The sequence below is a fragment of the Gemmatimonadota bacterium genome (assembly GCA_040388625.1).
Classification (GTDB): Bacteria; Gemmatimonadota; Gemmatimonadetes; order Gemmatimonadales; family Gemmatimonadaceae; genus Fen-1247.
Genome location: JAZKBK010000002.1, coordinates 329,838 through 351,958 on the forward strand (window position 1 = coordinate 329,838; position 22,121 = coordinate 351,958).

Annotated in this window: 19 protein-coding genes; 15 read left to right on the forward strand and 4 right to left on the reverse strand. The window is 59.6% G+C overall.

Annotated elements, in window-relative coordinates; all coding sequences use genetic code 11:
• Positions 1–21: 21 nt before the first annotated feature.
• The 6 genes from V4529_05195 to V4529_05220 are packed head-to-tail and all read left to right on the forward strand — an operon-like array spanning position 22 to position 7,308.
• Positions 22–1,404, forward strand: a complete 1,383-nt coding sequence (locus V4529_05195) for an MBL fold metallo-hydrolase (GenBank protein MES2357720.1) — start codon at positions 22–24, stop codon at positions 1,402–1,404.
• A gap of 40 nt (positions 1,405–1,444) precedes the next feature.
• Positions 1,445–2,794, forward strand: a complete 1,350-nt coding sequence (locus V4529_05200) for a pitrilysin family protein (protein ID MES2357721.1) — start codon at positions 1,445–1,447, stop codon at positions 2,792–2,794.
• Positions 2,791–4,239, forward strand: coding sequence for a pitrilysin family protein (locus V4529_05205; GenBank protein MES2357722.1), 1,449 nt, complete (start codon positions 2,791–2,793; stop codon positions 4,237–4,239). Before V4529_05200 ends, V4529_05205 begins: the two co-directional genes overlap by 4 nt.
• A gap of 56 nt (positions 4,240–4,295) precedes the next feature.
• Positions 4,296–4,802, forward strand: a complete 507-nt coding sequence (locus V4529_05210) for a hypothetical protein (protein MES2357723.1) — start codon at positions 4,296–4,298, stop codon at positions 4,800–4,802.
• Positions 4,803–4,807: 5 nt separating this feature from the next.
• On the forward strand, positions 4,808–5,341 hold the full coding sequence (locus V4529_05215) for a putative metal-dependent hydrolase (protein MES2357724.1): 534 nt from the start codon (positions 4,808–4,810) through the stop codon (positions 5,339–5,341).
• Between the two features lie 14 nt (positions 5,342–5,355).
• Positions 5,356–7,308 (forward strand): DUF3857 and transglutaminase domain-containing protein, encoded by a 1,953-nt coding sequence (locus V4529_05220; protein MES2357725.1) that lies wholly within the window; start codon positions 5,356–5,358, stop codon positions 7,306–7,308.
• 27 nt (positions 7,309–7,335) lie between these two features.
• Here V4529_05220 and V4529_05225 read toward each other — a convergent pair whose 3' ends face one another.
• Positions 7,336–8,121 carry a histidine phosphatase family protein gene (locus V4529_05225; protein ID MES2357726.1) on the reverse strand — a complete coding sequence of 262 codons (786 nt, stop codon included), beginning with the start codon at positions 8,119–8,121 and terminating at the stop codon, positions 7,336–7,338.
• A gap of 70 nt (positions 8,122–8,191) precedes the next feature.
• Here V4529_05225 and V4529_05230 point away from each other — a divergent pair, with 70 nt between their 5' ends.
• The 3 genes from V4529_05230 to V4529_05240 are packed head-to-tail and all read left to right on the forward strand — an operon-like array spanning position 8,192 to position 11,434.
• Entirely contained in the window at positions 8,192–9,517 is a 1,326-nt protein-coding gene (locus tag V4529_05230) for a pitrilysin family protein (protein MES2357727.1), read from the forward strand.
• Positions 9,514–10,863, forward strand: coding sequence for a pitrilysin family protein (locus tag V4529_05235; GenBank protein ID MES2357728.1), 1,350 nt, complete (start codon positions 9,514–9,516; stop codon positions 10,861–10,863). The genes V4529_05230 and V4529_05235 overlap by 4 nt, the downstream gene beginning before the upstream one ends.
• A gap of 19 nt (positions 10,864–10,882) precedes the next feature.
• A complete protein-coding gene (locus tag V4529_05240) occupies positions 10,883–11,434 on the forward strand; it encodes an NUDIX hydrolase (GenBank protein ID MES2357729.1) in 552 nt (183 codons plus the stop codon).
• 24 nt (positions 11,435–11,458) lie between these two features.
• On the opposite strand, the gene V4529_05245 is transcribed toward V4529_05240, so the two are convergent.
• From V4529_05245 to V4529_05255, 3 genes are read right to left on the reverse strand one after another with little or no spacing between them, the layout of a single operon-like run.
• Positions 11,459–11,797: an EthD domain-containing protein gene (locus V4529_05245; GenBank protein MES2357730.1), complete on the reverse strand. Its 339-nt coding sequence runs from the start codon at positions 11,795–11,797 to the stop codon at positions 11,459–11,461.
• A gap of 1 nt (position 11,798) precedes the next feature.
• Positions 11,799–13,799: an ATP-binding protein gene (locus tag V4529_05250; protein ID MES2357731.1), complete on the reverse strand. Its 2,001-nt coding sequence runs from the start codon at positions 13,797–13,799 to the stop codon at positions 11,799–11,801.
• Between the two features lie 34 nt (positions 13,800–13,833).
• Entirely contained in the window at positions 13,834–14,787 is a 954-nt protein-coding gene (locus V4529_05255) for a DUF4097 family beta strand repeat-containing protein (protein MES2357732.1), read from the reverse strand.
• A gap of 374 nt (positions 14,788–15,161) precedes the next feature.
• Here V4529_05255 and V4529_05260 point away from each other — a divergent pair, with 374 nt between their 5' ends.
• The 6 genes from V4529_05260 (at position 15,162) to V4529_05285 (ending at position 22,120) form a co-directional block, all read left to right on the forward strand.
• Positions 15,162–15,815, forward strand: a complete 654-nt coding sequence (locus V4529_05260) for a sigma-70 family RNA polymerase sigma factor (GenBank protein MES2357733.1) — start codon at positions 15,162–15,164, stop codon at positions 15,813–15,815.
• Positions 15,816–16,051: 236 nt separating this feature from the next.
• Positions 16,052–16,564, forward strand: a complete 513-nt coding sequence (locus V4529_05265) for a zf-HC2 domain-containing protein (GenBank protein ID MES2357734.1) — start codon at positions 16,052–16,054, stop codon at positions 16,562–16,564.
• A gap of 29 nt (positions 16,565–16,593) precedes the next feature.
• The gene (holA, locus tag V4529_05270; GenBank protein MES2357735.1) at positions 16,594–17,652 is read left to right on the forward strand and encodes a DNA polymerase III subunit delta; all 1,059 of its coding nucleotides are present in this window, start codon (positions 16,594–16,596) and stop codon (positions 17,650–17,652) included.
• A 68-nt stretch (positions 17,653–17,720) separates the two neighbouring features.
• Complete coding sequence (locus tag V4529_05275) at positions 17,721–19,016, forward strand: SPOR domain-containing protein (GenBank protein MES2357736.1); 1,296 nt, start codon at positions 17,721–17,723, stop codon at positions 19,014–19,016.
• A 3-nt stretch (positions 19,017–19,019) separates the two neighbouring features.
• Positions 19,020–21,617, forward strand: coding sequence for a DNA mismatch repair protein MutS (mutS, locus tag V4529_05280; GenBank protein ID MES2357737.1), 2,598 nt, complete (start codon positions 19,020–19,022; stop codon positions 21,615–21,617).
• Between the two features lie 5 nt (positions 21,618–21,622).
• Positions 21,623–22,120 (forward strand): energy transducer TonB, encoded by a 498-nt coding sequence (locus V4529_05285; GenBank protein ID MES2357738.1) that lies wholly within the window; start codon positions 21,623–21,625, stop codon positions 22,118–22,120.
• Position 22,121 lies beyond the last annotated feature (1 nt).

Below are 22,121 nucleotides of genomic sequence, written 5' to 3' on the forward strand. Positions count from 1 at the left end.
AGTACCAACTAGCCACTAAATATGGAAATCGAGTTCTACGGCGCAGCCCGGGAGGTTACCGGGTCGTGCCACATTCTGCGCGTGAACGGCAAGGTCGTGATTCTGGACTGCGGAATGTTCCAGGGGCGGCGGAGCGAATCCACCGCGAAGAACAAGACACTGCCCGTGGCGATAGCGGAGATCGATGCCGTGGTGTTGTCGCATGCGCACATCGACCATTCCGGGCGACTGCCATACCTGGTTCGAAAGGGCTATTCCAAGAGCATATTCGCGACGTCGGCGACCCGGGACCTGTGTGCGGTGATGCTGGCCGACTCGGCGCACATACAGGAGAGCGACGCCAAACATCTGGCGAAGAACCACAAGCAGTTCGTAGAGCCGCTGTACACGATGCAGGATGCAGTGCGGACGCAGGATCTGATTATCGGGATCCCGTACAACAAGACCTTCGACGTCGTACCGGGAGTGCGGTGCACATACATCGACGCCGGCCACATTCTGGGCTCGGCATCGGTGCTGCTGGACATCACCGAGCACGGGAAGACAAGGCGGCTGGTGTTCTCCGGTGACATCGGCCGGCCCGGTCTGTCGATCATTCGTGACCCGGTAGTGCCGGAGGGGGCGGACGTTGTGATCATGGAATCGACGTACGGCAACCGTGATCATGAGACCGTAGTCGACGCACGGGCTCAGCTTGCCGCGGTCGTGCGGGATACGGCAGCGCGTGGCGGCCGGGTTCTGATTCCCTCGTTCGCCGTCGGGCGCACGCAGGAGCTGCTCTACAACCTGAATGGACTTTCACGGGAGGGGGCGATTCCCCCGATTCCGATTTACGTGGACAGCCCGCTCGCGACCGACACCACCACGGTATTCGAGCTGCATCCGGAGGTGTTCGACCACACGGAAGATCTGGTGAACAAGGCGAAGAACCTATTCCAGTTTCCGCAGGTGCACTTCACGCGGAGCGTGGAGGAGTCAAAGGCGCTGAACACAGCGCACGGGCCAATGGTGATCATCGCCGCGTCGGGAATGGTGGAAGCAGGCCGCATCCTGCACCATCTGGTGCAGGGGGCTGGGGATCCCAAGAACACGATTCTATTCGTGGGTTATCAGGCCGAGGGAACGCTTGGCAGGAGAATCGAGGCGAGCCCGCCTACGGTGCGTATTTATGGGGATGATATTCCATTGCGGGCCGAGGTGAAGATCATCGATGGGTACAGCGCCCACGCCGATCGGGCGGAGCTGACAGCATGGATCGACGGTGTGAAGGCGACATCGCCCCAACTGAGCGAAATATTTCTGGTGCACGGAGAGGCGGACGTACAGGACGTCTTCAAGACAGCGCTAACTGCGAAGGGGTACATGGTAGAATGCCCGGAACCCCGTGTAAAGCGAACGGTCTGACATGGTAAGATCCCGGTACGCCGCTCTACGGCTGCTCTCTGTGGCTACCGCCGCCGCAGTGGTGTTTGCTGCGACGGGTGGTGCGCAGTCCATACCGCGCATTCCATTCGAGAAGTACACGCTGCCAAACGGGTTGGAGGTGATCCTTCATCAGGATCACACGACGCCGATGATAGCGGTGGATACGTGGTATCATGTCGGTTCGGGGGACGAGAAGCCAGGTCATACAGGGTTCGCACATCTCTTCGAGCATCTGATGTTCATGGGGTCGCAGCACGTGCCTACCGGACAGTTCGACCAGCTTCTGGAAGGTGCGGGCGCGAACAACAACGGCTCGACCACAGAGGATCGTACGAACTATTACGAAACGATGCCGTCGAACGCACTCCCCCTGGCGCTGTATCTCGATAGCGATCGAATGGGCTTCCTGCTTCCGGCTCTGGACAGCGCGAAGGTGGATTTGCAGAGGGACGTGGTGAAGAATGAACGCCGCCAACGTGTGGACAACGTGCCGTACGGAAAGTCGGACGAAACGATTCTGGCAGCGTTGTATCCGAAAGGCCATCCGTATTCGTGGCCTGTGATCGGGTCGATGGCGGATCTCTCTGCGGCGACGCTCGCGGACGTCAAGAATTTCTTCAGGACGTATTACGCACCGAACAACGCGACACTGGTTATCGCCGGGGATTTCAACATCGATTCGGCGAAGGCGTTGGTGAAGCATTACTTCGGTGACATCCCGCGTGGTCCACAGATTCCGTCGAGGCCATCGCCGGCACCGGTTGTGATCCCGCGTGACACATTTCTGGTGTTGCAGGACAGGGTTCAGCTCCCACGGGTGTACTATACCTGGCCGTCGGTGAAAAACTTCGCGCACGATGACGCGGCGCTGAACGTGCTTGCCTCGGTACTAGCTGAGGGCAAGAACTCGCGGCTGTACAAGCGGCTCGTTTACGACATGCAGATCGCCCAGGATGTGAATGCATATCAGAACGGCGAGCATCTGGCGGGTTACTTCCAGATCATCGTGACACCGAGAAAGGGAATTGCACCGGCCAGAATCGACTCGCTGGTTCGTGAGGAGCTCGTCAAGCTGCAAAAGGACGGAATAACCGCGCGCGAACTGGCGCGTGTGCAGAACTCCACGCGGTCCGATTTTCTCAGATCGCTTGCCACGGATCTCGGCAAAGCCGAGCTGTTGAATCAGTACAATTACTTCGTGGGAGATCCGGACTATGTGCAACGTGATGCAGCCAGATATGACGCTGTGACCAGAGCTGACGTTCAACGTGTTGCACGGATGTACCTCGGCAAGCCGAAAGTCGTGTTGACGGTTGTGCCAGACGGGATGACAGCACTGATGGTCAAGGGAGGGGGAGGGTCCAGATGAGATATCGTATCCCGAGCACCATCGCAGGAGCGATCCTCGTCGTACTCGCGGCGACCATGCCGGTGATGGCGCAGGCGCCGGTCGATCGCAGCAAGCCGCCGGAGCTTGGTCCTCCCCCGGCGTTGCACATACCGCCTGTCGTGGTGCGTGAGCTTGCGAACGGACTCAAGCTGATGGTTGTAGAGCGCCACAATCTGCCCGTAGCTGATTTCGTTCTCGTGATTCCTTCCGGGGCGACAGCGAATCCGGCGGATCGGGCCGGTGCCGCGGATCTCGTCGCGAACATGCTGACGGAAGGGACGACCAGTCGTAGTGCGCTGCAGATCGCGGATCAAACCGCTTATCTGGGCATCTCGTTGTTCAGCTCGAGCGGATGGGACGCGACGACGGTTCGACTGTCGACACCAACAGCGCAACTGGACAGTGCGCTCGCGTTGTTCGCAGACGTAGCGTTGCACCCGTCGTTCCCACCGACCGAGTTTGCGCGTGTGAAGCAGGAGCGACTGACCGCGCTGCTCCAGTTGAAGGACAGAGGTCCAGCGATAGCGAACCTTGTGTATCCAACGCTTCTGTACGGAAAGGACAATCCTTACGGTCGTTCGGTGGTAGGCACGGATGCGTCGGTGGGTGCAATGACCGTGACGGATCTCAGCACTTTCTACCACCACCATTTCGCTCCGAATGGTGCGACGCTCGTTGCCGTAGGCGATGTAACGCCGGCGGAGGTTGAACAGAAGGTGAGCGCGTTGTTCAGCGGATGGGCGCGCGAGACTGTACCAACTACAGATGTGGGTGCTGGCCTTCCTGCGCTGGCGACGACGATTTATCTGATAGACAAGCCCGGTGCCGCGCAGTCGTCGTTCAGGATCGGCTCCGTGGGGGTGGCGCGGTCTACGGCCGACTACTTCCCGATCCAGGTGATGAACACGGCGCTCGGTGGGTCGTTCACCAGCCGTCTGAACCAGGTGCTGCGTGAGGACAAGGGTTATACGTATGGCGCGTCGTCCAGGTTCGACATGCGGAAGCATGGCGGGCTGTTCGTCGCGTCGGCGGAGATTGTATCGGCGAAGTCGGATTCCGCGCTAGTAGATTTCATGCAGCAATTGAAGGCCATTCGGGATACGATCCCAGCGACGGAGCTGAGCAAGACAAAGCGCTACCTTCAACTGGAGTTGCCGAGCGCGTTCGAAACCACAGGCCAGATCGCGACACGTCTGGGTGACGTCGCGCTATATGGCCTGCCGCTCGACTACTACAATCACGTTGTCGACCGGATCGGCGCGGTTACACAGGGTGAAGCCCAGCAAGTGGCGGAGAAATACATCGACCCGTCGCATCTGACCGTGTTGATTGTGGGAGACAGAAAGACAATCGAAGGGCCAATCAGAGCGCTCAACATCGGACCGATCGTATTTCGTGATACGAATGGCAACCCGGTTCAATAATCAGTGAGGGGCCAGGAGCACCTATGTCGAGGAGAATCACCTCAGGGGTAGCAGTAATGTCACTGCTTCTGACGGCGGGATGCAAGCAGGCTGAGAATTCACATGCACCGCCGCGAAGCGCGTCTGAAGCAGCAGGAGCTGCTGCGGCATCTCGCGACAGTGTGGCGATTCGAACGACTGACGGTTCCATACAACTTGGGCTGGCACGTGACACCGTTTACATGGGACTTACGGATTCGGTGTTAGCGGTGGCGCGGACGGACATGGCGCGCGACACGGAGGAAACGAAGAGTGTCATCGCGGGTACAATCGAGCGATTCGTCAAGAAGCGTGTGAGCTCCGCGCTGGAGACGCGACTGAAGTATCCACTTGCCGATCTGGACAGTGTTACGTACAACGGGGGAGCCATCAAGTTCGCGTATCGGGACAAGCGGCGCATGGGGTTCGAGGATGTAACTCAGAACGGTCACAAGGCATTGCAGTCCTTCACGCCGGATGATGCGCAACACTTCGTCAGCGTAGTCAACTCCGCGATTCGTGAGAGTCGGGCTTCCTTCCAATGACATCGATGATTCAGGATATGCGGTACCCGATCGGACGATTCAAGTATGACGGTGACTCGTCCCGTGAAGCAATCGATCGCTCGATTGCCGACATCGCCCGATTGCCGGCTCTGCTGCGCGCATCAGTCGATGGATTGAGTACCGATCAACTGAATACGCCATATCGTGAAGGAGGCTGGACGGTAAGGGAAGTGGTGCATCACGTTCCCGACAGCCACATGAACGCATACGTACGCTGCAAGCTTGCTCTGACCGAGCAATCACCGTTGGTGAAACCGTATGACGAAGCTGCCTGGTCCAGGCTTGGCGACGTAAAAGCTGTGCCGATAGACGTATCGCTGGTACTTCTCGAAGCTCTTCACACCAGATGGGTAGCGCTATTAGAGTCCTTGTCAGATGCCGACTTCGAGCGCAGCTACGTTCATCCTGAGCAGCAGCGCCAGGTGCCACTGCGAGAAGTTGTAGCGTTGTATGCATGGCATGGCCGGCATCATACGGCACACATATCGTCATTGCGTGAGCGAAACGGGTGGGCCTGACGCAGCGATTTGCGTTGGCAGTCGTTGCATTACTGTTCGCAACCTCGTCGCCCGGTATCGCGCAGGGCATCAAAGTTCCCTCAGTAGCTCCAACTCCAGCTGACGATTCACTCTATCGTCTCGTGGTCGATCCGGCGACGCACGAAGGCGAGACCACACATCCCATTGCAGATCTGGCGACAGTAACGGTCGAGAGCGATGGGCGGGTTCTCAAGACCTTCCGGCGGGTCATTCAGGTTTTGACGGATGCTGGTGCATCGCAGCTGCGCGAGCAGCAGTTCGGGTACGTCCCGGGGCATCAGAGCTTCGACGTGCACTGGATTCGAGTAGTGCGGCCGAATGGATCCGTCATCAGCGCGGCTCCGACGCAGATTCAGGAGTCCGACGTTCCCGCACCCGTATCGACGTCACCGATCTACAGTGATCAGAAAGTTGTGCGCATGTCTCTTTCCGGCATTGCAGTCGGGACCATTCTAGACGTGGAATTCACGGTCGAGGAGCGCAAGCCAGTATTGAAGGATGACTTTGCGCAGACATACGTATTTACTCCTGGTGTATCGATAGGGAGAGCGCGGTTGGTTCTGGATGTGCCGTCTTCGATGAAGCCTCTGATTCGAGAGGAGAATCTCGATTTCAAGCACATCATGCATACGTCGGGCGGGCGAACGCGGTATATGTGGTCACGTGACACGACGCCAAAGGTGCGGCCGGAGCCCTTTGCCTCCGACTCGAATGGTGTGGTGATGCGCGTTCGTATCGGAGGCCCGCTCAGCTGGAACGACGTATCTCACTGGTACGCGGATCTCGCACGTGACCGGTACAAGGCGACAGCCACACTCAGCAGGACTGTAGACTCTCTTGTAGCCGGCGCAAAGACACGAGATGATTCCATTCGGGCCGTTCACAGGTGGGTCGCTCAGGATATCAGATATGTCGGCATAGAGCTCGGAATTGGCGGCTATCAGCCGCGCGTGCCTGAGACTGTGATAGCCACCGGTTATGGCGACTGCAAGGACAAGGCTACATTGTTCGTTGCCGCACTGACGCATCTGGGCATACGTGCATATCCGGTGTTGTTGAGCATCAATGCAACCGCTCGGCGCGATCTACCGACACCGCAGCAGTTCAATCATGAGATTGCGGCTGTCGCGCTCAGCTCCGGTGGGTATCGGTTCGTAGATCTCACCTCTTCGTTCAACGCGTACGGGGAGCTACCACGCAGCATTCAGGGTGGATTCGGCCTCCTGGTCTTTCCCGATGGGCGGAATGAAGAGGTAACGATACCAGTGGACGCACCCGCATCGGATGTTCAGACTACTGCAATTACCGGAACGTTGTCGGCCGATGGGAAATTCGAAGGCCATTATGTAGAAACGGCTGTAGGGTCGATCGCGGCTGCGATGCGGGCATCGTTCGCATCACCGCTAGATTCCACACAACGAGTGAATGCCGCACGCACAGTTGCGCGCAAGTATTTCTCGAACGCTGATGGAGATTCGCTATTGGCGTTCAATGGGAAGGACTACGCGGCGCCGGCCCGCGTGAGCGTTCGAATCATCAATGCGGACGCGACGACAAAAGCAGGCACGGTAGAGCTGCTGAACAACCCATTCGCCAGTTTTGCGAAAATGACGACGGCCGCTGACGACATTGCGCGGCTTCCGACCCGGCGTTTCCCGATCGACGCGTCGAAGATCGTGGGACGATTGACCGGGATCTCGGAGTTTCGTGTGACACTTCCTGAAGGCTGGCGCGCTCGGCTTCCAGTCAATGTGACGGCGACGAGTGTATTCGGCAGCTATACGGCGACATACTCTCAGGATGGCCGCGATCTACTCATCGATCGCCGCATCGTCGGCGGGACGGGGATATACCCGCCGAGTCGCGTGGATGAACTTGTAACTTGGTTGCGCGCGATTGGTCGTGATGATACCAAGTTCATCGTCCTGGAAAAGCCGGCGAACTGAGAGCTACGATGTCAGTCGGATCTCTCATCAGCTGATTTGAGATGTCGGGGGAACGTCCGGCGTGGAGGTAACGCGCGCGCCTTCTGCAACGAGGGGGGCGACGAAATTGAAACTGTCCAGGATCAGCTTGCCAACCGGACCCTGGCTCATGTCCACGTCAAAGCGGGTGACCGAGCAATTGGCCACCTCGTTCTCGCGATCGATCTTCAGTATCTCTTCCTCGGTGAGGCTTTCGACGATGTAGCGCATGCAGAGCACGACGACCGAGTGTGCTACGACGAGAATGCGCTCGCCATGGTACTCCCGGGACATCATCTCGAAGGCGCTTCTCAGCCGTAGAATCACGTCGCACCAACTCTCGCCACCCGGCGGGCGGTGATAGAACTTTCCGAGTGATGTACGGAACGCAGCCTGCTCCGGAAAGCGCTCGGCGATTCCGTACCGTGTCAGGCCATCCAGAATCCCGAACTCCTTTTCGCGAAAGCGCTCATCCACCAGGAGGCTCGTCACGTCGCTTGCGTAGGGGAAATCACCCAGCTCCTTGATTATGGCTGTGGTCTGTCGGGCACGGACGTAGGGAGAGGTGATGACAATGGTGGGCCGCTGGTTTACAGGTAGCGCGCCGAACCAGTGACCCAGTGCCGTGGCCTGACGCTCGCCAAGCGGGGACAGTGGGACATCGACATCACGGGATGAGGATCTGCGTATGACAGGCTCACGTGCCGCATTTGCCTCATCGCGGGCCACGTTGCCAGCCGATTCGCCGTGTCGCACGATGAACAGCGTGCTTGGCCAGACAGATGCATCGGTCATTCTGAAGAGGTTGCCAGGGGAAGAAGTAAGGGTGGATACATTCTATATTACCCGGAAACCAATCACTGTCATGCGCATTCCGATAGAGACATTCCGACTCGGGAACGGCTTGTTAGTAACCCTTTCCGAGGATCATACCGCGCCGATCGTCGCGGTAAACTTGTGGTATCACGTGGGGTCGGCGAACGAGCGTCCCGGGCGTACCGGCTTCGCCCATCTGTTCGAGCACATGTTGTTCCAGGGATCGGAGCATGTGGGGGCGAACGAGCATTTCGAGCTGGTGCAACGCGCCGGCGGCACGCTTAACGGATCCACATGGCTGGACCGGACGAACTACTTCGAGACCGTACCCTCCAATCAGTTGGCGATCGCACTGTGGCTCGAGGCAGACCGAATGGGTGCTCTTCTGCCGGCCATGACTCAGCAGAAGCTCGACACACAGCGCGATGTCGTTTCGAATGAGCGGCGCTGGTCGGTCGACAATCAGCCATATGGCACGTGGTGGGAAAAACTTCCGGCGCTCACATACCCCGACCCGCATCCGTTCCATCATTCTCTGATCGGATCGTTCGAGGATCTGAATGCCGCGTCGCTGGACGATATTGCGCACTTCTTCGCGACGTACTACACACCAGACAACGCAGTGCTGACCATCGCGGGCGACTTCGATCCGCGGGAGGCACGCGAGCTGGTGCAGTCGTACTTCGCGGCAATCCCGCGCGGCAAGGGCAAGCCTGCACTTCCGGACATGTCGTTACCCACAACATTCGGCGGCACGCTGCGTGAGGTGGTGAAGGATGACGTAAGTCTTCCGCGTCTGTATCTGGCGTTCCGGTCGCCGGCGTTCGGAAGCAGCGAGTACTATGCCGCGTCCATAGCTGGTGCAATTCTCGGAATGCGCAAAGGGAGCAGATTGCAGCGAGCGCTGGTGCGTGAGCGTGAAGTTGCGACCGATGCGGCCGCGTTCACGTTCGATCTCCCGAAGGGTGCCGACATTCTGGTGGTCGATGTCACGGCGCGACCGGGTATCACGCCGGCGCACCTGGAGGCGGAGGTAACACGCGAGATCGACCGCATGCGATCAGACGGCGTGACGCAGAGCGAGGTCGATCGCGCAATCTCGCTTATCGGCACCGATTTCGTTGTATCGATGCAACAGGCGTCGGAGCGCGCCGACCAGCTGTCGCGCTTTGCCACGTACTTCGGTGATCCATCGTTCATCAACGATCAGATGAACCGTTACCGCTCCGTCACAGTCGAAGATGTAGATCGATTCGCTGCAACGCGACTGGGTGAGGACAACCGTGCCTTCCTGATGTATGTACCACGTGATGATAGTGAAAACGCAGAATCGAGAGACACAGTAGGTACCGATGCAGCTCTGGTGACCGCATGACGACAGCCATACGTCCGCAACCCGGTCCGGCGCGCGATTATCATTTTCCGTCGTTCGAGCGTCGCTTGCTCTCCAATGGACTCACACTCCTCGTTGCGCCAGCGCACAACCTGCCGGTAGTCACGCTTCTTGCGATCGTCGATGCAGGCGCTGTCGCGGAGCCATCAGGGCAGGAAGGAGTCGCGCATCTGGCAGCGCTCGCGCTCAACGAGGGGACACCGAAGTATGATGGCGAAGCGCTCACGGAGTATCTGGAGCGGCTTGGTACATCGGTCGGTGGATCGGCTGGATGGGATTCGGCGTCACTCGCAATGACGGTATTGCGTGACAATCTCGAGAACGCGTTTGTACACTTCGCCGAAATCCTTGTCACGCCGACCTTTCCGGTAGCGGCAATCGAGCGACTCAAGGGTGAACGGATTGCCGAGCTGATGCAGATAGAGTCAGAGCCACGAGAGCTCGCCGATGAGAAGTTCGACGAGTACATCTACGACGTGACGTCCCGCTTCCGCCTTCCGCTCGGCGGCAGTCGGCAGTCGGTAAGTAATCTTACGCGTGATGACGTGGCGGAATTTCACGCGTCGAGATACCAGCCATCCGCGACGACGCTGATCGTGGTCGGCGACGTGGACGTGGCTGAAGTCGAGAGGATGGTAAGTGGCGAGCTGGACGGGTGGAATGGATCCATCGTTCTCTCGTCGAAAGCGAACGACAAACCGGTGCGGACGTCGCGCGCCGTGAGGATCGTGCGGAAGGAAGACGCTCCGCAATCGGAGGTACGGATCGGACACGTGGGGGTTCCACGCACACATCCGGATTACTTCTCGATAACGGTGATGAACGCTGTGTTGGGAGGGCTGTTCTCGTCGCGCATCAATCTCAATTTGCGGGAAGCGCACGGGTACACTTATGGTGCCTCGTCATCGTTCGACTGGCGACGCGAGGCAGGTCCGTTCGTCATCGGCACCGCGGTTGCAAGCGACGTCACCGTGCCTGCGATTCAGGAGACACTCAAGGAGATCGATCGGATGCGCGCGGAGCCGATCGGTGAGAGCGAGTTGTCGCTGGCAACAAGCTATCTCGAAGGTGTTTTCCCGATTCGATACGAGACGACGGCTGCCATTGCTGCCGCACTCGCGACGCTAGTGATATACGACCTGCCTTCTGACTGGTACGACTGCTATCGTGCGCACATGGGTGCTGTGACGGTGAAGGATGTCCTGGCAGCGGCCCGTGCCTACGTACATCCGGATTCGTTGCAGATCGTGATCGTGGGCGACGCCGGTGCCATTCGCGAGCCCCTCGAAGCACTTGCGTTCGGTCCTGTAGATGTCGTGAATCCGTAGAACTTCAACCATTGGGCTCATGTCTGATCCACTGATTGCATCGCACCGCATCTACACCGGCAAGGTTGTATCCCTGGATGTGGATCAGGTTCGTTTTCCCGATGGGACGACGGGCGAGATGGAGATCATCCGGCATTCCGGCGCCGCTGCGATTCTGCCATTCCTGACCGATCCAGCGGGCGAAGATCCGCAGATAATGCTGCTCAGGCAATACAGATATGCCGCCGGCGGCTATCTGTACGAAGTGCCGGCTGGAAAGCTGGAAAAGGACGAGAGTCCCAGGCATTGCGCTGAGCGGGAATTGCGTGAAGAGACCGGCTGCAGCGCGCAACGTATCGAGCCGATGTTCAGCTTCCTGACGACGCCGGGCTTCACGGACGAGGTAATTCACTCGTTCATGGCGACTGGACTGACGACCGGTGAGAAGCATCTCGAAGCGGATGAGTTCAGCGAGGTCGTGACGTTCAAGTTGTCGCACGCCCTCAGGATGATTCAGACGAACGAGATCCGGGATGCGAAGACTGCGTTGATAATTCTGTATGCGGCAGGATTCGGAGCGGAGCTCCGGTAGATCACGCTCGCTCCGGTATCACGATCATATTACGCCTTCCTCGTTCGTGACCAGAAACTGCGTCTGATCCATGTCGGCAAAGATACGCTCGTCGGGAGCGACTATCGCCAGGTAATCAGGATCGGAGAAGAAAGCGTTCTTGTCCTCCACTGAATCGAACCAGAGTTCGGCGGTGCCGTCGTACGCAGGATTGCCAGCGGCGTATTCGGTGTCGAGTGTGTGCGCCTGTACATAGCGCCGGATATATCTCGACGTGGCGGCAAGCGAACGCACCTTCGCGGCGTGCTCGGTGCGCCAGTATCTGTGAAATTCTTCGGGCGACATGGCGGCGTTACGCTTTATGACAACAATCAACTTGATCACTTTATACTCTGTGTGACGGATATGATGCAATGCTGGCTTCCCGCGCTGCTTCGGTCTGATGCGGTAGCCAGAGCGTGAATGTAGAACCGTGCTGCAGGCGGCTTTCCACCGTGATGTCGCCGCCCATCATGCGGGCGAGATGACGACTGATCGAGAGACCCAAACCGGCACCACTCTTCTGGCGTGTATACGGATTGCCGTTATCCGCCTCGAGCTGTGTGAACGGTTGAAATAGTTTGTCGAGTTTTTCCTGGTCGATTCCGATTCCGGTATCCGCGACGCGTATCGCTACATACATCGAATTGCGATCCATCGTCACGTTTGCGCCTACTGGCTTGGACAGTGAGCATGTGATCAGGATCTCGCCACCGGAATTGGTGAACTTCACCGCGTTGGAGAGAAGATTGGCGAGTGCCTGACGCACACCACGTTCGTCACCTCTGTAGACCGATGCGGCAGGGTCGCTCGCGCTGACTACAATCCTGATATCCTTGGCGGTTGCCTGTGGCTCTACAAGCGCCACGGCGGCGTCGATCGACGGTTGCGTCTCGGCGCGTGCGGTGTGCATCTGCATTGTACCGGACTCGATCCTGGACAGGTCAAGCACGTCGTTGACCAGCGCAAGCAGATGGCTGCTGCTTGTTCTGATGCGGCGCAGATTCTCGTGCTGTTTCGCGTTGAGCGGGCCGGAAATACCAAGATCGAGAATGTCAGCGTAACCGATGATGGCGTTGATCGGCGTCCTGATCTCGTGAGACATCGTGGCGAGGAAGTTGGATTTCGCCTGGCTTGCGCTCACAGCCACTTCCCTTGCGTGATCCAGCTCGTCCGCCAATCGTTGTGCTTCCTGAACCTGCCCCGCCAGTCGCGCCTGCGAAGCCGCGACCTTGCCAGCCATCTCGTTGAACGAGGCGCCGAGTCGCCCGACTTCGTCGGCATTCTGAACGGCAACGCGCGTAGAGTAGTCTCCACGCGCCATCGATGTGGCGGCTCGTGTGACGTCGACGAGTGGTCCTATTGCGCCGCGAATCAACAGCCACGATGCGGCTGCTGCAGCGATCAGGAGCAGAGAACTCAGCAGTGTGAATCGCACGAGCATCGACCTGGCGGGGGCGACCACCGCTGCGTGCTCGACCTCCACTACCAACGCCCACGGTGTTCCGTCAATCGGAATAGTGGTCGCCAGTACGGTACCGTGTTGCGCGTGGTCGTATGACGCAACGCGGAGCGTATCTGTTGCAGTCACCCTGGAAAGTGCCGGTGCATGGGCCGGTGCAGTGGTCGGAATGCCGCCGACCGTGGTCCAGAACGCACCGGTGTCGTTTCGGAAATACGCGGCTGTGTGGTCGCCGATCAAGCCGTTGATTTGCCGATCGGCATTCGGGCGCGACTTGATGCGTGCCTGTTCCGCGATCCAGCCGACAGGCTTGCCGGCATCGATCACCGCCACGGTCATCCAGTAATAGACCTCATTGTCGCGACCTGCGAAGAACGGCAGGAATTGCACGTTGCTGCCCTTCGGCATCGTGGTCTGCGGCGTGTCATTTCCCGGAATTGGAAAGGACTGATGGGTATCGCTGATCGTGCCGGGTGTTGCGGGGGGGCCACCAACGCTATCGATCAGCTGCCCGTCCGCTGACCACAGTTCTATTGCGAGCGTCGAGTCACTGGGGATGACCAGCCGGTGCAGCGCAGCATATGCCTCCGAGTGATTCGGTGCACCGGCTGTCGTGGGGGAGCGCGAAGTCGGCGACGCGACGGCGCGTCCGACCGCAGGTGTCGCCGCAACCTCGCGCAGCAGTTTCGCGCGCTGAGTTACCGATAAGGAAGACAGCGACGCGAGTTGTCGGGACGCTGTTTGAATGCGCGCACCCGCCGCGAGCTCTGCCGAGTGGCGAACCTCGCGATACGCCAGGCCCACTGATGTTGCCAGTGTTGCCACGAGAACCGCGATGACGAGCAGGGGGAGCTTTCGCTCCAGGGACATATTCCGAATGGACATGGCGGGGACGATGAGAAGTTATCCCCGCCGCGTGTCATCCGGCAGTCGTCAGGCTGATGTCCCCATGTCCCGTTGACAGTCGTACGGAACGGCCGCCCGAGCCCAGAACGCCGTGCGCCGATCCCGTCCTCGAGTGCCTGCTCTGATCGCTGATCGTGAGTGGAAAATCCGACGATACCCGACCACGGCCGGTATGCAGATCCACATCGCCGCTCAGGGCTTTTGGAGCAACGACACGCACGTTGCCGTGTCCCGTCTCGAACATCATGTCGTTGGAGCCAACGGCAGCAGCACCAGCCAACTCCGCAACGATGTCTCCGTGGCCCGTGTTTGCACGCACCGCACCGACGTTGGACACGTGGATATTGCCGTGGCCCGTTCTGGCGCTGACCTGCTTCGCGGCGTTGACTATTTCCATGTCGCCATGGCCAGTGTTTGCGTCGATGGTGCCAGCGACGTTTCGGATGGCGATGCTGCCATGTCCAGTGCGAGCGATGACGTCCGCCCCCGCATCTGTGATGTGGAGGTCACCATGTCTCGTCGCCGCCTGGAGCGAGACGCCGGCAGGCAGCAGCACGACGATGCGCATCGGCTGTGGATGCCAATCATCATCGTCGTCGGGAGAAGAAAGGTCGTTTGCCTTGCAGGTTGGCTTCTCATCAGAAATGGCGCAGATCACCACATCCGAGCCCCGGCGCTCAGTGATGAATCTGACCGGTTGGACAGAATTACCGAACCAGATCCAACGATCGGAGCTCGGCTCCTTCGTAGCCTGAACGTCGATGGTCTTTCCGGATGTCCGTCTCACCTCGACTGTGCCGGCAAGGTTGCGTATTCGGAGCCAGCCGCCATCAGTCACGGTTCCGGTCCACGTGAAATCCGCCGAAGTGTCGGCGACAGTGGTGACCGTCGTTAATGTTGAAGGGTCGTTGGCAGGTAATCCGTGAAGGAGCACGACGGATAGGGCAGTAATGGCGGTTTTCAGCACGCGAACTCCTGTGGCAGGGCCAGGGATGGCAGCTACGTGCATTGGATGCAATCCGCGTCGGGATGGTTGCAAGGGAACAAAGTTCCATTCTTGTGTTAACGAAATGAGCGCTGCGAGCGTCTAATTGGCGTTGAGGGACGGCGTGCGCAGTCGATTCAGTCAAAATGGCAGACAGAACGGCAGTCCAAGAACCTTGAGATAGTGGCTAAATCATTGCTACATAAGGTGTTAGCCGACTTTATCAACGACAGGCAACCCGGCACGGGTGGTGCTTGTCTAACATCAGAGCGAAGCACCTGTCCGGAGGGACTTCGCATGGGCCGGCCAACCCCGACCCCGCCCCGTTGAACAGTTGTCCCAAAAAAGGGGATTTTATGGCCATTGCCGCTCGTAAGACCTTACCAGCACTCGCCCATGCCGAGCTCGTCGGATCCACGATCCGCGACAGACTTCGCACGGCTGAAGATTCCGAAGTCGTCTCGGCGTTTCTAAACGGCGAGGAGCGTGCATTCTCGGAGCTCGTGGAGCGCTATCAAACGCGCCTCCTGAATTTCATCTACCGGACGATCGGCGACAGGGAGAAAGCCGAGGACCTGGTGCAGGAAGTGTTCATCCGCGTGTACCGGCATCTGCACCGTTTCGACAGGTCGAAGAAGTTCTCGACCTGGGTCTATACCATTGCGTCCAACCTCGCCAAGAACGAGCTGCGGAATCGCTCGCGCAACCCGCTGGTTCTATTTCAGACGATCACCAAGAACTGGCAGGATGAGGAGCGTCCGTTGCAGTTCGAGGATCCTGGCAACCGGCCCGACGACCTGTTCCGGAAGCGTGACATCCGGGAAAAGGTCGAGGAAGCCGTCGGTCAGCTTCCGGAGCATCACAGGAACGTCTTCGTCCTCCGTGAGCTCGAGGGGAAGTCGTACGAGGAGATTGCGGAGATAACCCATACGAACCTCGGAACCGTCAAGTCGCGCCTGAATCGGGCGCGAAACAGTTTCGCCGAGATAATCGGACCCTGGCTGGGCTAGAAGGGCCGGAGTGGGTGAGAAACGCGTGACTGGGGCTACTGGTCACGCGTTTTCTGTTTAGGGGCGATAGGTGTGGATGGATCCCACGAATATCCGATTCCGATTGCACCCGAACGGGCCAGGCGCGGATACATCCGCGCCCTACGGGGTCGGATCGCCATCAGGCCGGACGGCTAGCCACCTGTACGGCGCGTTTTGGGGGAACTATTATTGACGCCGCCCGGTATCCTTATTCGATGCGCTGTTCAGAGTTCAAAGATCTTCACTGCTCCTTCGTAGACGACACCCTGGCAGGGGTCGAGCTGGTACGTATGCAGCGTCACATCGCTGAGTGCGCCGACTGTGCTCGTCTGGATGCCAGTGTGCGGCGCTCGCTCATGCTCGTACACAATCTTGCACCGATCGAGCCCTCTGCGGACTTTGCGTTCCGGCTCAATGCGCGGCTGAGAGAATGCCGGCTGAACCAGGCGGCTGCATCCGGGGGACGATTCCGAACAGTAGCGGCGATTGGCGCAATCGCATCGTTGATAATGCTGGGTTACGTGGCTGAAACGATGAGAGTGGCGGAGCAACAGCGGGCACTGCCGGAGATCGTTCTGCCACCCGCAGTTGCAATGGCGGTTCCGCCCGACACGACTCCAGTACCTTCGATAGTTGCGTCGGTTTCTGCTGGAATGCCGATCTGGCCGGCTGCGTTGCTGGTGGAACAGGGCGGTCTTCAGACCGTGAGCTACACGCAACCGCGATAGTCTTCGCTCCGCGAAATTAGATTTTGGGCATGGCAACCGACGCTGCCCTCAAGACGCTCCGTGACGCCGTGAAAAAACGGCAGTTTGACGGGGCGTATTACGTTTACGGGGACGATGAGTACCAGAAGAACGAAGCGGTGAAGCAGCTCGTTCTCGCCGCGGTCGATCCGGCAACGCGCGACTTCAATCTGGACACGCGTCGGGCTGCTGATCTGGATGCCGAATCACTGGGATCGCTGCTCGACACGCCACCGATGATGGCGGAGCGCCGGGTCGCGATAATTCGCGAGGTGGGCGCGCTCAGGAAGGACGCGCGCAGCGCACTCGACAGATATCTCAAGCATCCGTCGCACGAGACACTGGTCCTGCTCGTAGCGGCTCCTGGTGCCAAGGCAGACAAGGCTCTGCAGATGTCGACCACGCCGATGGAATTCAGTCCGCTCGACGGCAGCCGCGTCTCGAAGTGGATTGCGCATCATGCCAAATCGGAGCTTGGCGTCGAGATAACGGAATCGGCGGCGGATCTATTGCACGAAGCAGTGGGCAACGATCTGTATCAACTGGCATCGGAGCTGGACAAGCTCGCCAGTTACACCAACGGCGCGCCGATCACTGAAGATGCAATTGGCGCGGCCGTAGGAATTCGGCGTGGCGAAACCGTGTCCGATTTTCTCGACAAGGTGCTGCAGCGGGATGCTACAGGAGCGCTCAATCTCATTCCGCATGTTCTGTCGCAACCCAAGACGAGCGGGGTGAGCGTCGTCATGGCGCTGTCTACGCAGATGTTGGCACTCGCGTGGGGTCGCTGCCGGCTGGATTCCGGACTACCGGCGGGACGACTGGAAGGCGAGTATTTTCAGCTCCTCAAGTCGACCGGTGCTTACCCGGGCCGTCCGTGGAGCGGGGCCGCACGCGCCTGGGCAATGGCGGCTCGGGAGTGGAAGACATCCGAGTGCGACAGGGCGGTGACCGCGCTTCTAGCGGCGGACGTCGCGCTCAAGGAGTCACGTGTATCATCTGAAAACCAGATCCTTGCAACGACAGTTCTTGCCATCTGCGCGGCATCTGGTCGTCGTCGGGCAGCATAGATTCGCGGCATAATTCGCGACAGTAACACGCCATCTTAGAAGCATTCTCGCGACAAATGAGCCAAATCATGAGTTTCACAAATTTCTGCAGAGTTTCGTTCATCGGCCGCGGAGCGCCACGGGCTGGGCAGGGGACGGCATTCCCGAGGCGCGGATATATCCGCGCGCTGCAACTCTGTCTGTTGCTTCCGGCTGTAGCCGGAGCGCAGTCGGCGAAGGACAGTACACTGTACCTTCGAGCCCAGCAGATGGTCGCGAATGGGGATGCCGCCGGCGGACGCAAGCTGGCTGATTCGGTCGCCAATGCCGCGCCTGCCGGGACGGCGGCGTACGCCGAGGGGCTTTACTGGCGCGCCACACTGGCTGCCAACGCGAGGGATTCGGAGCACGCGTACCGGCAGATCATCGTGGACTATCCGCTCTCCGGTAGAGTGCCAGACGCGCTGCTTCGGATCGGTCAGCTGGAGTCGGCGCGTGGTGAGAACGCAGCGGCGCTGCAACACTTTCAGCGACTCGTACTGGAGCATCCGCTGAGTCCGCTGCACGCGGAAGCGAGCTACTGGGTGGCGAGAATGTACTTCGATGCGAACGACGCACCGCATGCATGCGCGGCCAACAGCGACGCAATGGCGAATGCTCCGGCGTCCAACGTGGAGCTCAGGAATCGCATCGATTTTCAGCAGCAGCGTTGCAGAGGCGTAACGCTCGCGACGAATGCGCCTGCAGCGCCGGCTCCGGTGAAGAATGTGCCGGTCGTGAATTCGCCGAAGCCGCCGGTCAAGCCTGCTCCAGGAGTTGCGGCAACCAGCAAGGAAGCTCCGAAGAATGCTGTTCCGGAACGTCACGATACCGTAGCCAGACCGGTGGAGCCGGTGGTTGCGCCAAGCGCACCCACGGCAGTTAGGACCTCGCCTGCGAGCGCGGCTGCTCCGACGGCGGCTGTGGGCACAACGCCAGGTAGCGTTTCAGCTGCTGGCAGCGGCGTTGTTTCCCGCCCTCCTACGAAAGAGGAGGTCGATCGCGCACTTGCATCGGCTGCGCAATCGAAACTCCTGATGAAGACGCCAGCAGCGCCGGCGAAAGCGACCGCGAGATCAGCGGCGAAATCAGCGGCGAAATCAACTAACGAGGCGCCGAGCACATCGAGTGGTCGGTACGCGGTTCAGGTTGCAGCGTTCCGTACCAGGGCAGCGGCGGCAGAGTTGGCCACAGGGCTGCATGGACGCGGTTACGATGCTTACGTCGATGGCACGAGTGCGCCGTATCGTGTGCGTATTGGACATTACGCGACTCATGCGGCGGCAGCTCAGGAGCTGGAGAAGCTGAAAGCCAGGCATATAGACGGGTTCGTGGCAGAGAGGTAGGGCGTGGCCAAGCCGGTGGCCACGCCACTCATGCAGCAGTACCGGGAAATCAAGGCGAGACATCCCGGCACCATCCTCTTTTTCAGGATGGGCGACTTCTACGAGACGTTCTACGAAGACGCCGAGTTGATCGCGCGTGTTCTTGGGATCACGCTCACGTCTCGCAACAACGGCGGAGCGTCGCAGGTTCCACTCGCCGGTGTGCCCGTGAAGGCGGGCCCGGAATACGTGCGCAGGCTGGTGCAGCTGGGCCATCGCGTTTCGATCTGCGAGCAGGTAGAAGATCCGAAAACTGCGAAGGGGGTCGTGCGGCGCGAAGTTGTCGAGACGATCACACCCGGCGCCGCATTCTCGGATGAGCTGCTGGACGGATCGCGCAACAACTTCCTCTGCGCGATGGCGGCTGGCGTGAAGGGCGATGCGTCACGAGCGGGCATCGCAGCGCTGGACCTCTCGACTGGTGAGCTGCGGCTGTTCGTCGTTGCTGGAGCGGAGATCGAAGCGATGCTGGCGCGATTGTCTCCGCGCGAGATGGTCATTCCGGAAGATATGGCCGCGGGAACCAATACTATTCTCGATTCCATACTCGTGTCGCATCGCCCCGTGTGGGAGTTCGACTCGGCGATGGCGCGTGAGGATCTGCAGCGCCATTTCGGTGTGCGCTCGCTGGACGGATTCGGCGTGGAATCGTCGGACGACATTGCGGTGGGCGCGGCGGGCGCACTGCTGCGCTATGTACGCGAGCTGCAACCGGGCGGAGTCCCGCATCTCCGTGCGCCTGTGATCGAGCGCTCGGGCGGCACGATGCCGCTGGACGAGATGACTCGCCGGAATCTCGAGCTCACCGAATCATTGCGTGGCGGCGCGGGTCAGGAAGGAACTCTGATCAGCGTGCTGGATCGCACGCTCACTCCAATGGGTGCGCGACTGTTGCGTCAGTGGGTACTTGCACCGCTCACGCAGGTGGACCGCATAGAAACGCGTCTCGATGCCGTCGCCGCGTTCGCTTCCGATGCGATGACCCGGGCAACGATGCGCGCGGCACTTGATGGCGTGCGCGACATCGAGCGACTTGCAGCCAAAGTCGCGGCGAGTCGCATCACTCCACGGGAATTGCGTGCGCTCGGCGATTCGATCGCGCGATTGCCGGACGTCGAAAGCGCTGCACGTCGCATCAGTGGCAACGCATTGCAGACGGTTCTCGAAAGCTGGGATGCGTGCAGGGAGCTGGGCGACGATATCATCAACCTGCTGGTCGAGCGTCCGCCGATTGCGCTGGGTGAAGACCCAACCATTCGCGCAGGCTTTGACGGCGAGCTGGATGAACTGCGCTCGTTGCGCGATGGAGGCAAGGACGGAATCGCACGCATCCAGAGTGAGGAGCGCGCGCGTACCGGAATCAACTCGCTCAAGGTCGGTTACAACCGTGTGTTCGGTTACTACATAGAAGTGAGTAACACGCACGGCCACAAGATTCCGGACGACTACCAGCGCCGCCAAACGCTCACAGGTGCGGAGCGGTACGTGACACCGGCACTCAAGGAATACGAAGAGCATGTCCTCACGGCTGCCGACAGGATCGAGTCGCGCGAGCGCGCGTTGTTCGAAGCATTACGCGGACGGATAGCGCGGGAAGTTTCGCGTTTGCAGTGCGCTGCGCGAGTACTGGCCGAGCTCGATGTATTGTCGACGTTCGGTGAGGTCGCGGAGATCGAGGCATATGTACGTCCGCGACTCGGCGATGGATTCGATCTCCGCATAGAGGGCGGACGCCATCCGGTGGTCGAGCGCATGATGCCGCGTGAGAAGTTCATTCCAAACGACGTGACGCTCACGGGCGATGCACGGGTAATAATTCTCACCGGCCCCAACATGGCCGGCAAGTCGACCATCCTGCGCCAGATCGGGCTCATCGTGCTCATGGCGCAGATCGGCAGCTTCGTTCCAGCGCGGTCGGCGGAAATCGGAGTGGTGGACAGACTGTTCACCCGCGTTGGCGCGAGTGACAATCTCGTACGCGGCCAATCTACCTTCATGGTCGAGATGAGCGAGACGAGTGCGATCCTGCACTCTGCCACTTCCAGATCGCTTGTTCTGCTGGACGAGATAGGGCGTGGCACTTCGACGTACGATGGTGTATCCATCGCATGGGCTGTGACCGAGCACATTCATGATGAGCTTGGTTGCAAGACCGTATTCGCCACGCATTACCATGAGCTGACACAGTTGTCGGACGAGCTCGCGGCAGTCCGGAACTTCAACGTGCGTGTGAGGGAAGTGGGGGAGGAGATTCTCTTTTTGCACACGCTGGAGCCGGGTGGTGCGGATCGTTCGTACGGAATCGAGGTAGGGCGTCTGGCTGGCCTGCCGCGCCCGGTGTTGAAACGCGCACGGACGCTGTTGCGTCAATTGGAGGGGGACCACCGGATGCCACCGCGCGAGCGGCCGGGTGACGAAATGGCGGGCCAACTCGCATTATTCGGATCGGAGCCGGATCCTATCATGGAAGAACTGAGAGGGATCGACCCAAACACCATGACACCGTTGCAAGCGCTCGACACACTCGCGCGACTGGTTTCGGATGCTCAGCAAAAGACGTGAATAGCATGGCCATCGATGATTCCAGATCAGTCGCGTTGCGCACGGTCGCAGCTACCGTGGCAGTCACGATTCTCACACTGTTCGCCGCATGCTCGAAGGGTGACGGCACCAAGACGGCGTTCGACGCCGGCATGGCGCATCCTGATACCTATCCGATCATGCTGAACAAGGAGATGCCGTTCCGGTATCCACCGGCGTTGTACGCCGAGAAGGTACAGGGCAACGTGACGCTGCGATTGTTCGTGGACAAGGATGGATCGGTGGTCGACGATTCGACGCGCGTGATCGAATCGTCCAACGTCGCGCCGCTGGATTCAGCGGCGATCAAGGGGTCGCGCGAGCTCAAGTTCGTTCCCGCCAAGCTGCGCGGCACACCCATGCCGGTGTCGATCCTGTTCCCGGTATATTTCCGCCATCCAGACGCGCCGCCACCGCCAGGGGATTCCATTCTCAAGAAGAACGCCGCGGGCACCGATAGTGCGGCGAAGGGTCCCGCGAAGTAGG

Excerpts from the sequence above, each read along its gene's own strand:
- V4529_05195 (MES2357720.1), top strand. The coding sequence starts at position 22 with ATGGAAATCGAGTTCTACGGCGCAGCCCGGGAGGTTACCGGGTCGTGC.
- V4529_05205 (MES2357722.1), top strand. The coding sequence starts at position 2,791 with ATGAGATATCGTATCCCGAGCACCATCGCAGGAGCGATCCTCGTCGTA.
- V4529_05210 (MES2357723.1), top strand. The coding sequence starts at position 4,296 with ATGTCACTGCTTCTGACGGCGGGATGCAAGCAGGCTGAGAATTCACAT.
- V4529_05215 (MES2357724.1), top strand. The coding sequence starts at position 4,808 with ATGATTCAGGATATGCGGTACCCGATCGGACGATTCAAGTATGACGGT.
- V4529_05225 (MES2357726.1), bottom strand. The coding sequence starts at position 8,121 with ATGACCGATGCATCTGTCTGGCCAAGCACGCTGTTCATCGTGCGACAC.
- V4529_05230 (MES2357727.1), top strand. The coding sequence starts at position 8,192 with ATGCGCATTCCGATAGAGACATTCCGACTCGGGAACGGCTTGTTAGTA.
- V4529_05235 (MES2357728.1), top strand. The coding sequence starts at position 9,514 with ATGACGACAGCCATACGTCCGCAACCCGGTCCGGCGCGCGATTATCAT.
- V4529_05240 (MES2357729.1), top strand. The coding sequence starts at position 10,883 with ATGTCTGATCCACTGATTGCATCGCACCGCATCTACACCGGCAAGGTT.
- V4529_05250 (MES2357731.1), bottom strand. The coding sequence starts at position 13,799 with ATGTCCATTCGGAATATGTCCCTGGAGCGAAAGCTCCCCCTGCTCGTC.
- V4529_05260 (MES2357733.1), top strand. The coding sequence starts at position 15,162 with ATGGCCATTGCCGCTCGTAAGACCTTACCAGCACTCGCCCATGCCGAG.
- V4529_05265 (MES2357734.1), top strand. The coding sequence starts at position 16,052 with ATGCGCTGTTCAGAGTTCAAAGATCTTCACTGCTCCTTCGTAGACGAC.
- holA (MES2357735.1), top strand. The coding sequence starts at position 16,594 with ATGGCAACCGACGCTGCCCTCAAGACGCTCCGTGACGCCGTGAAAAAA.
- V4529_05275 (MES2357736.1), top strand. The coding sequence starts at position 17,721 with ATGAGTTTCACAAATTTCTGCAGAGTTTCGTTCATCGGCCGCGGAGCG.
- V4529_05285 (MES2357738.1), top strand. The coding sequence starts at position 21,623 with ATGGCCATCGATGATTCCAGATCAGTCGCGTTGCGCACGGTCGCAGCT.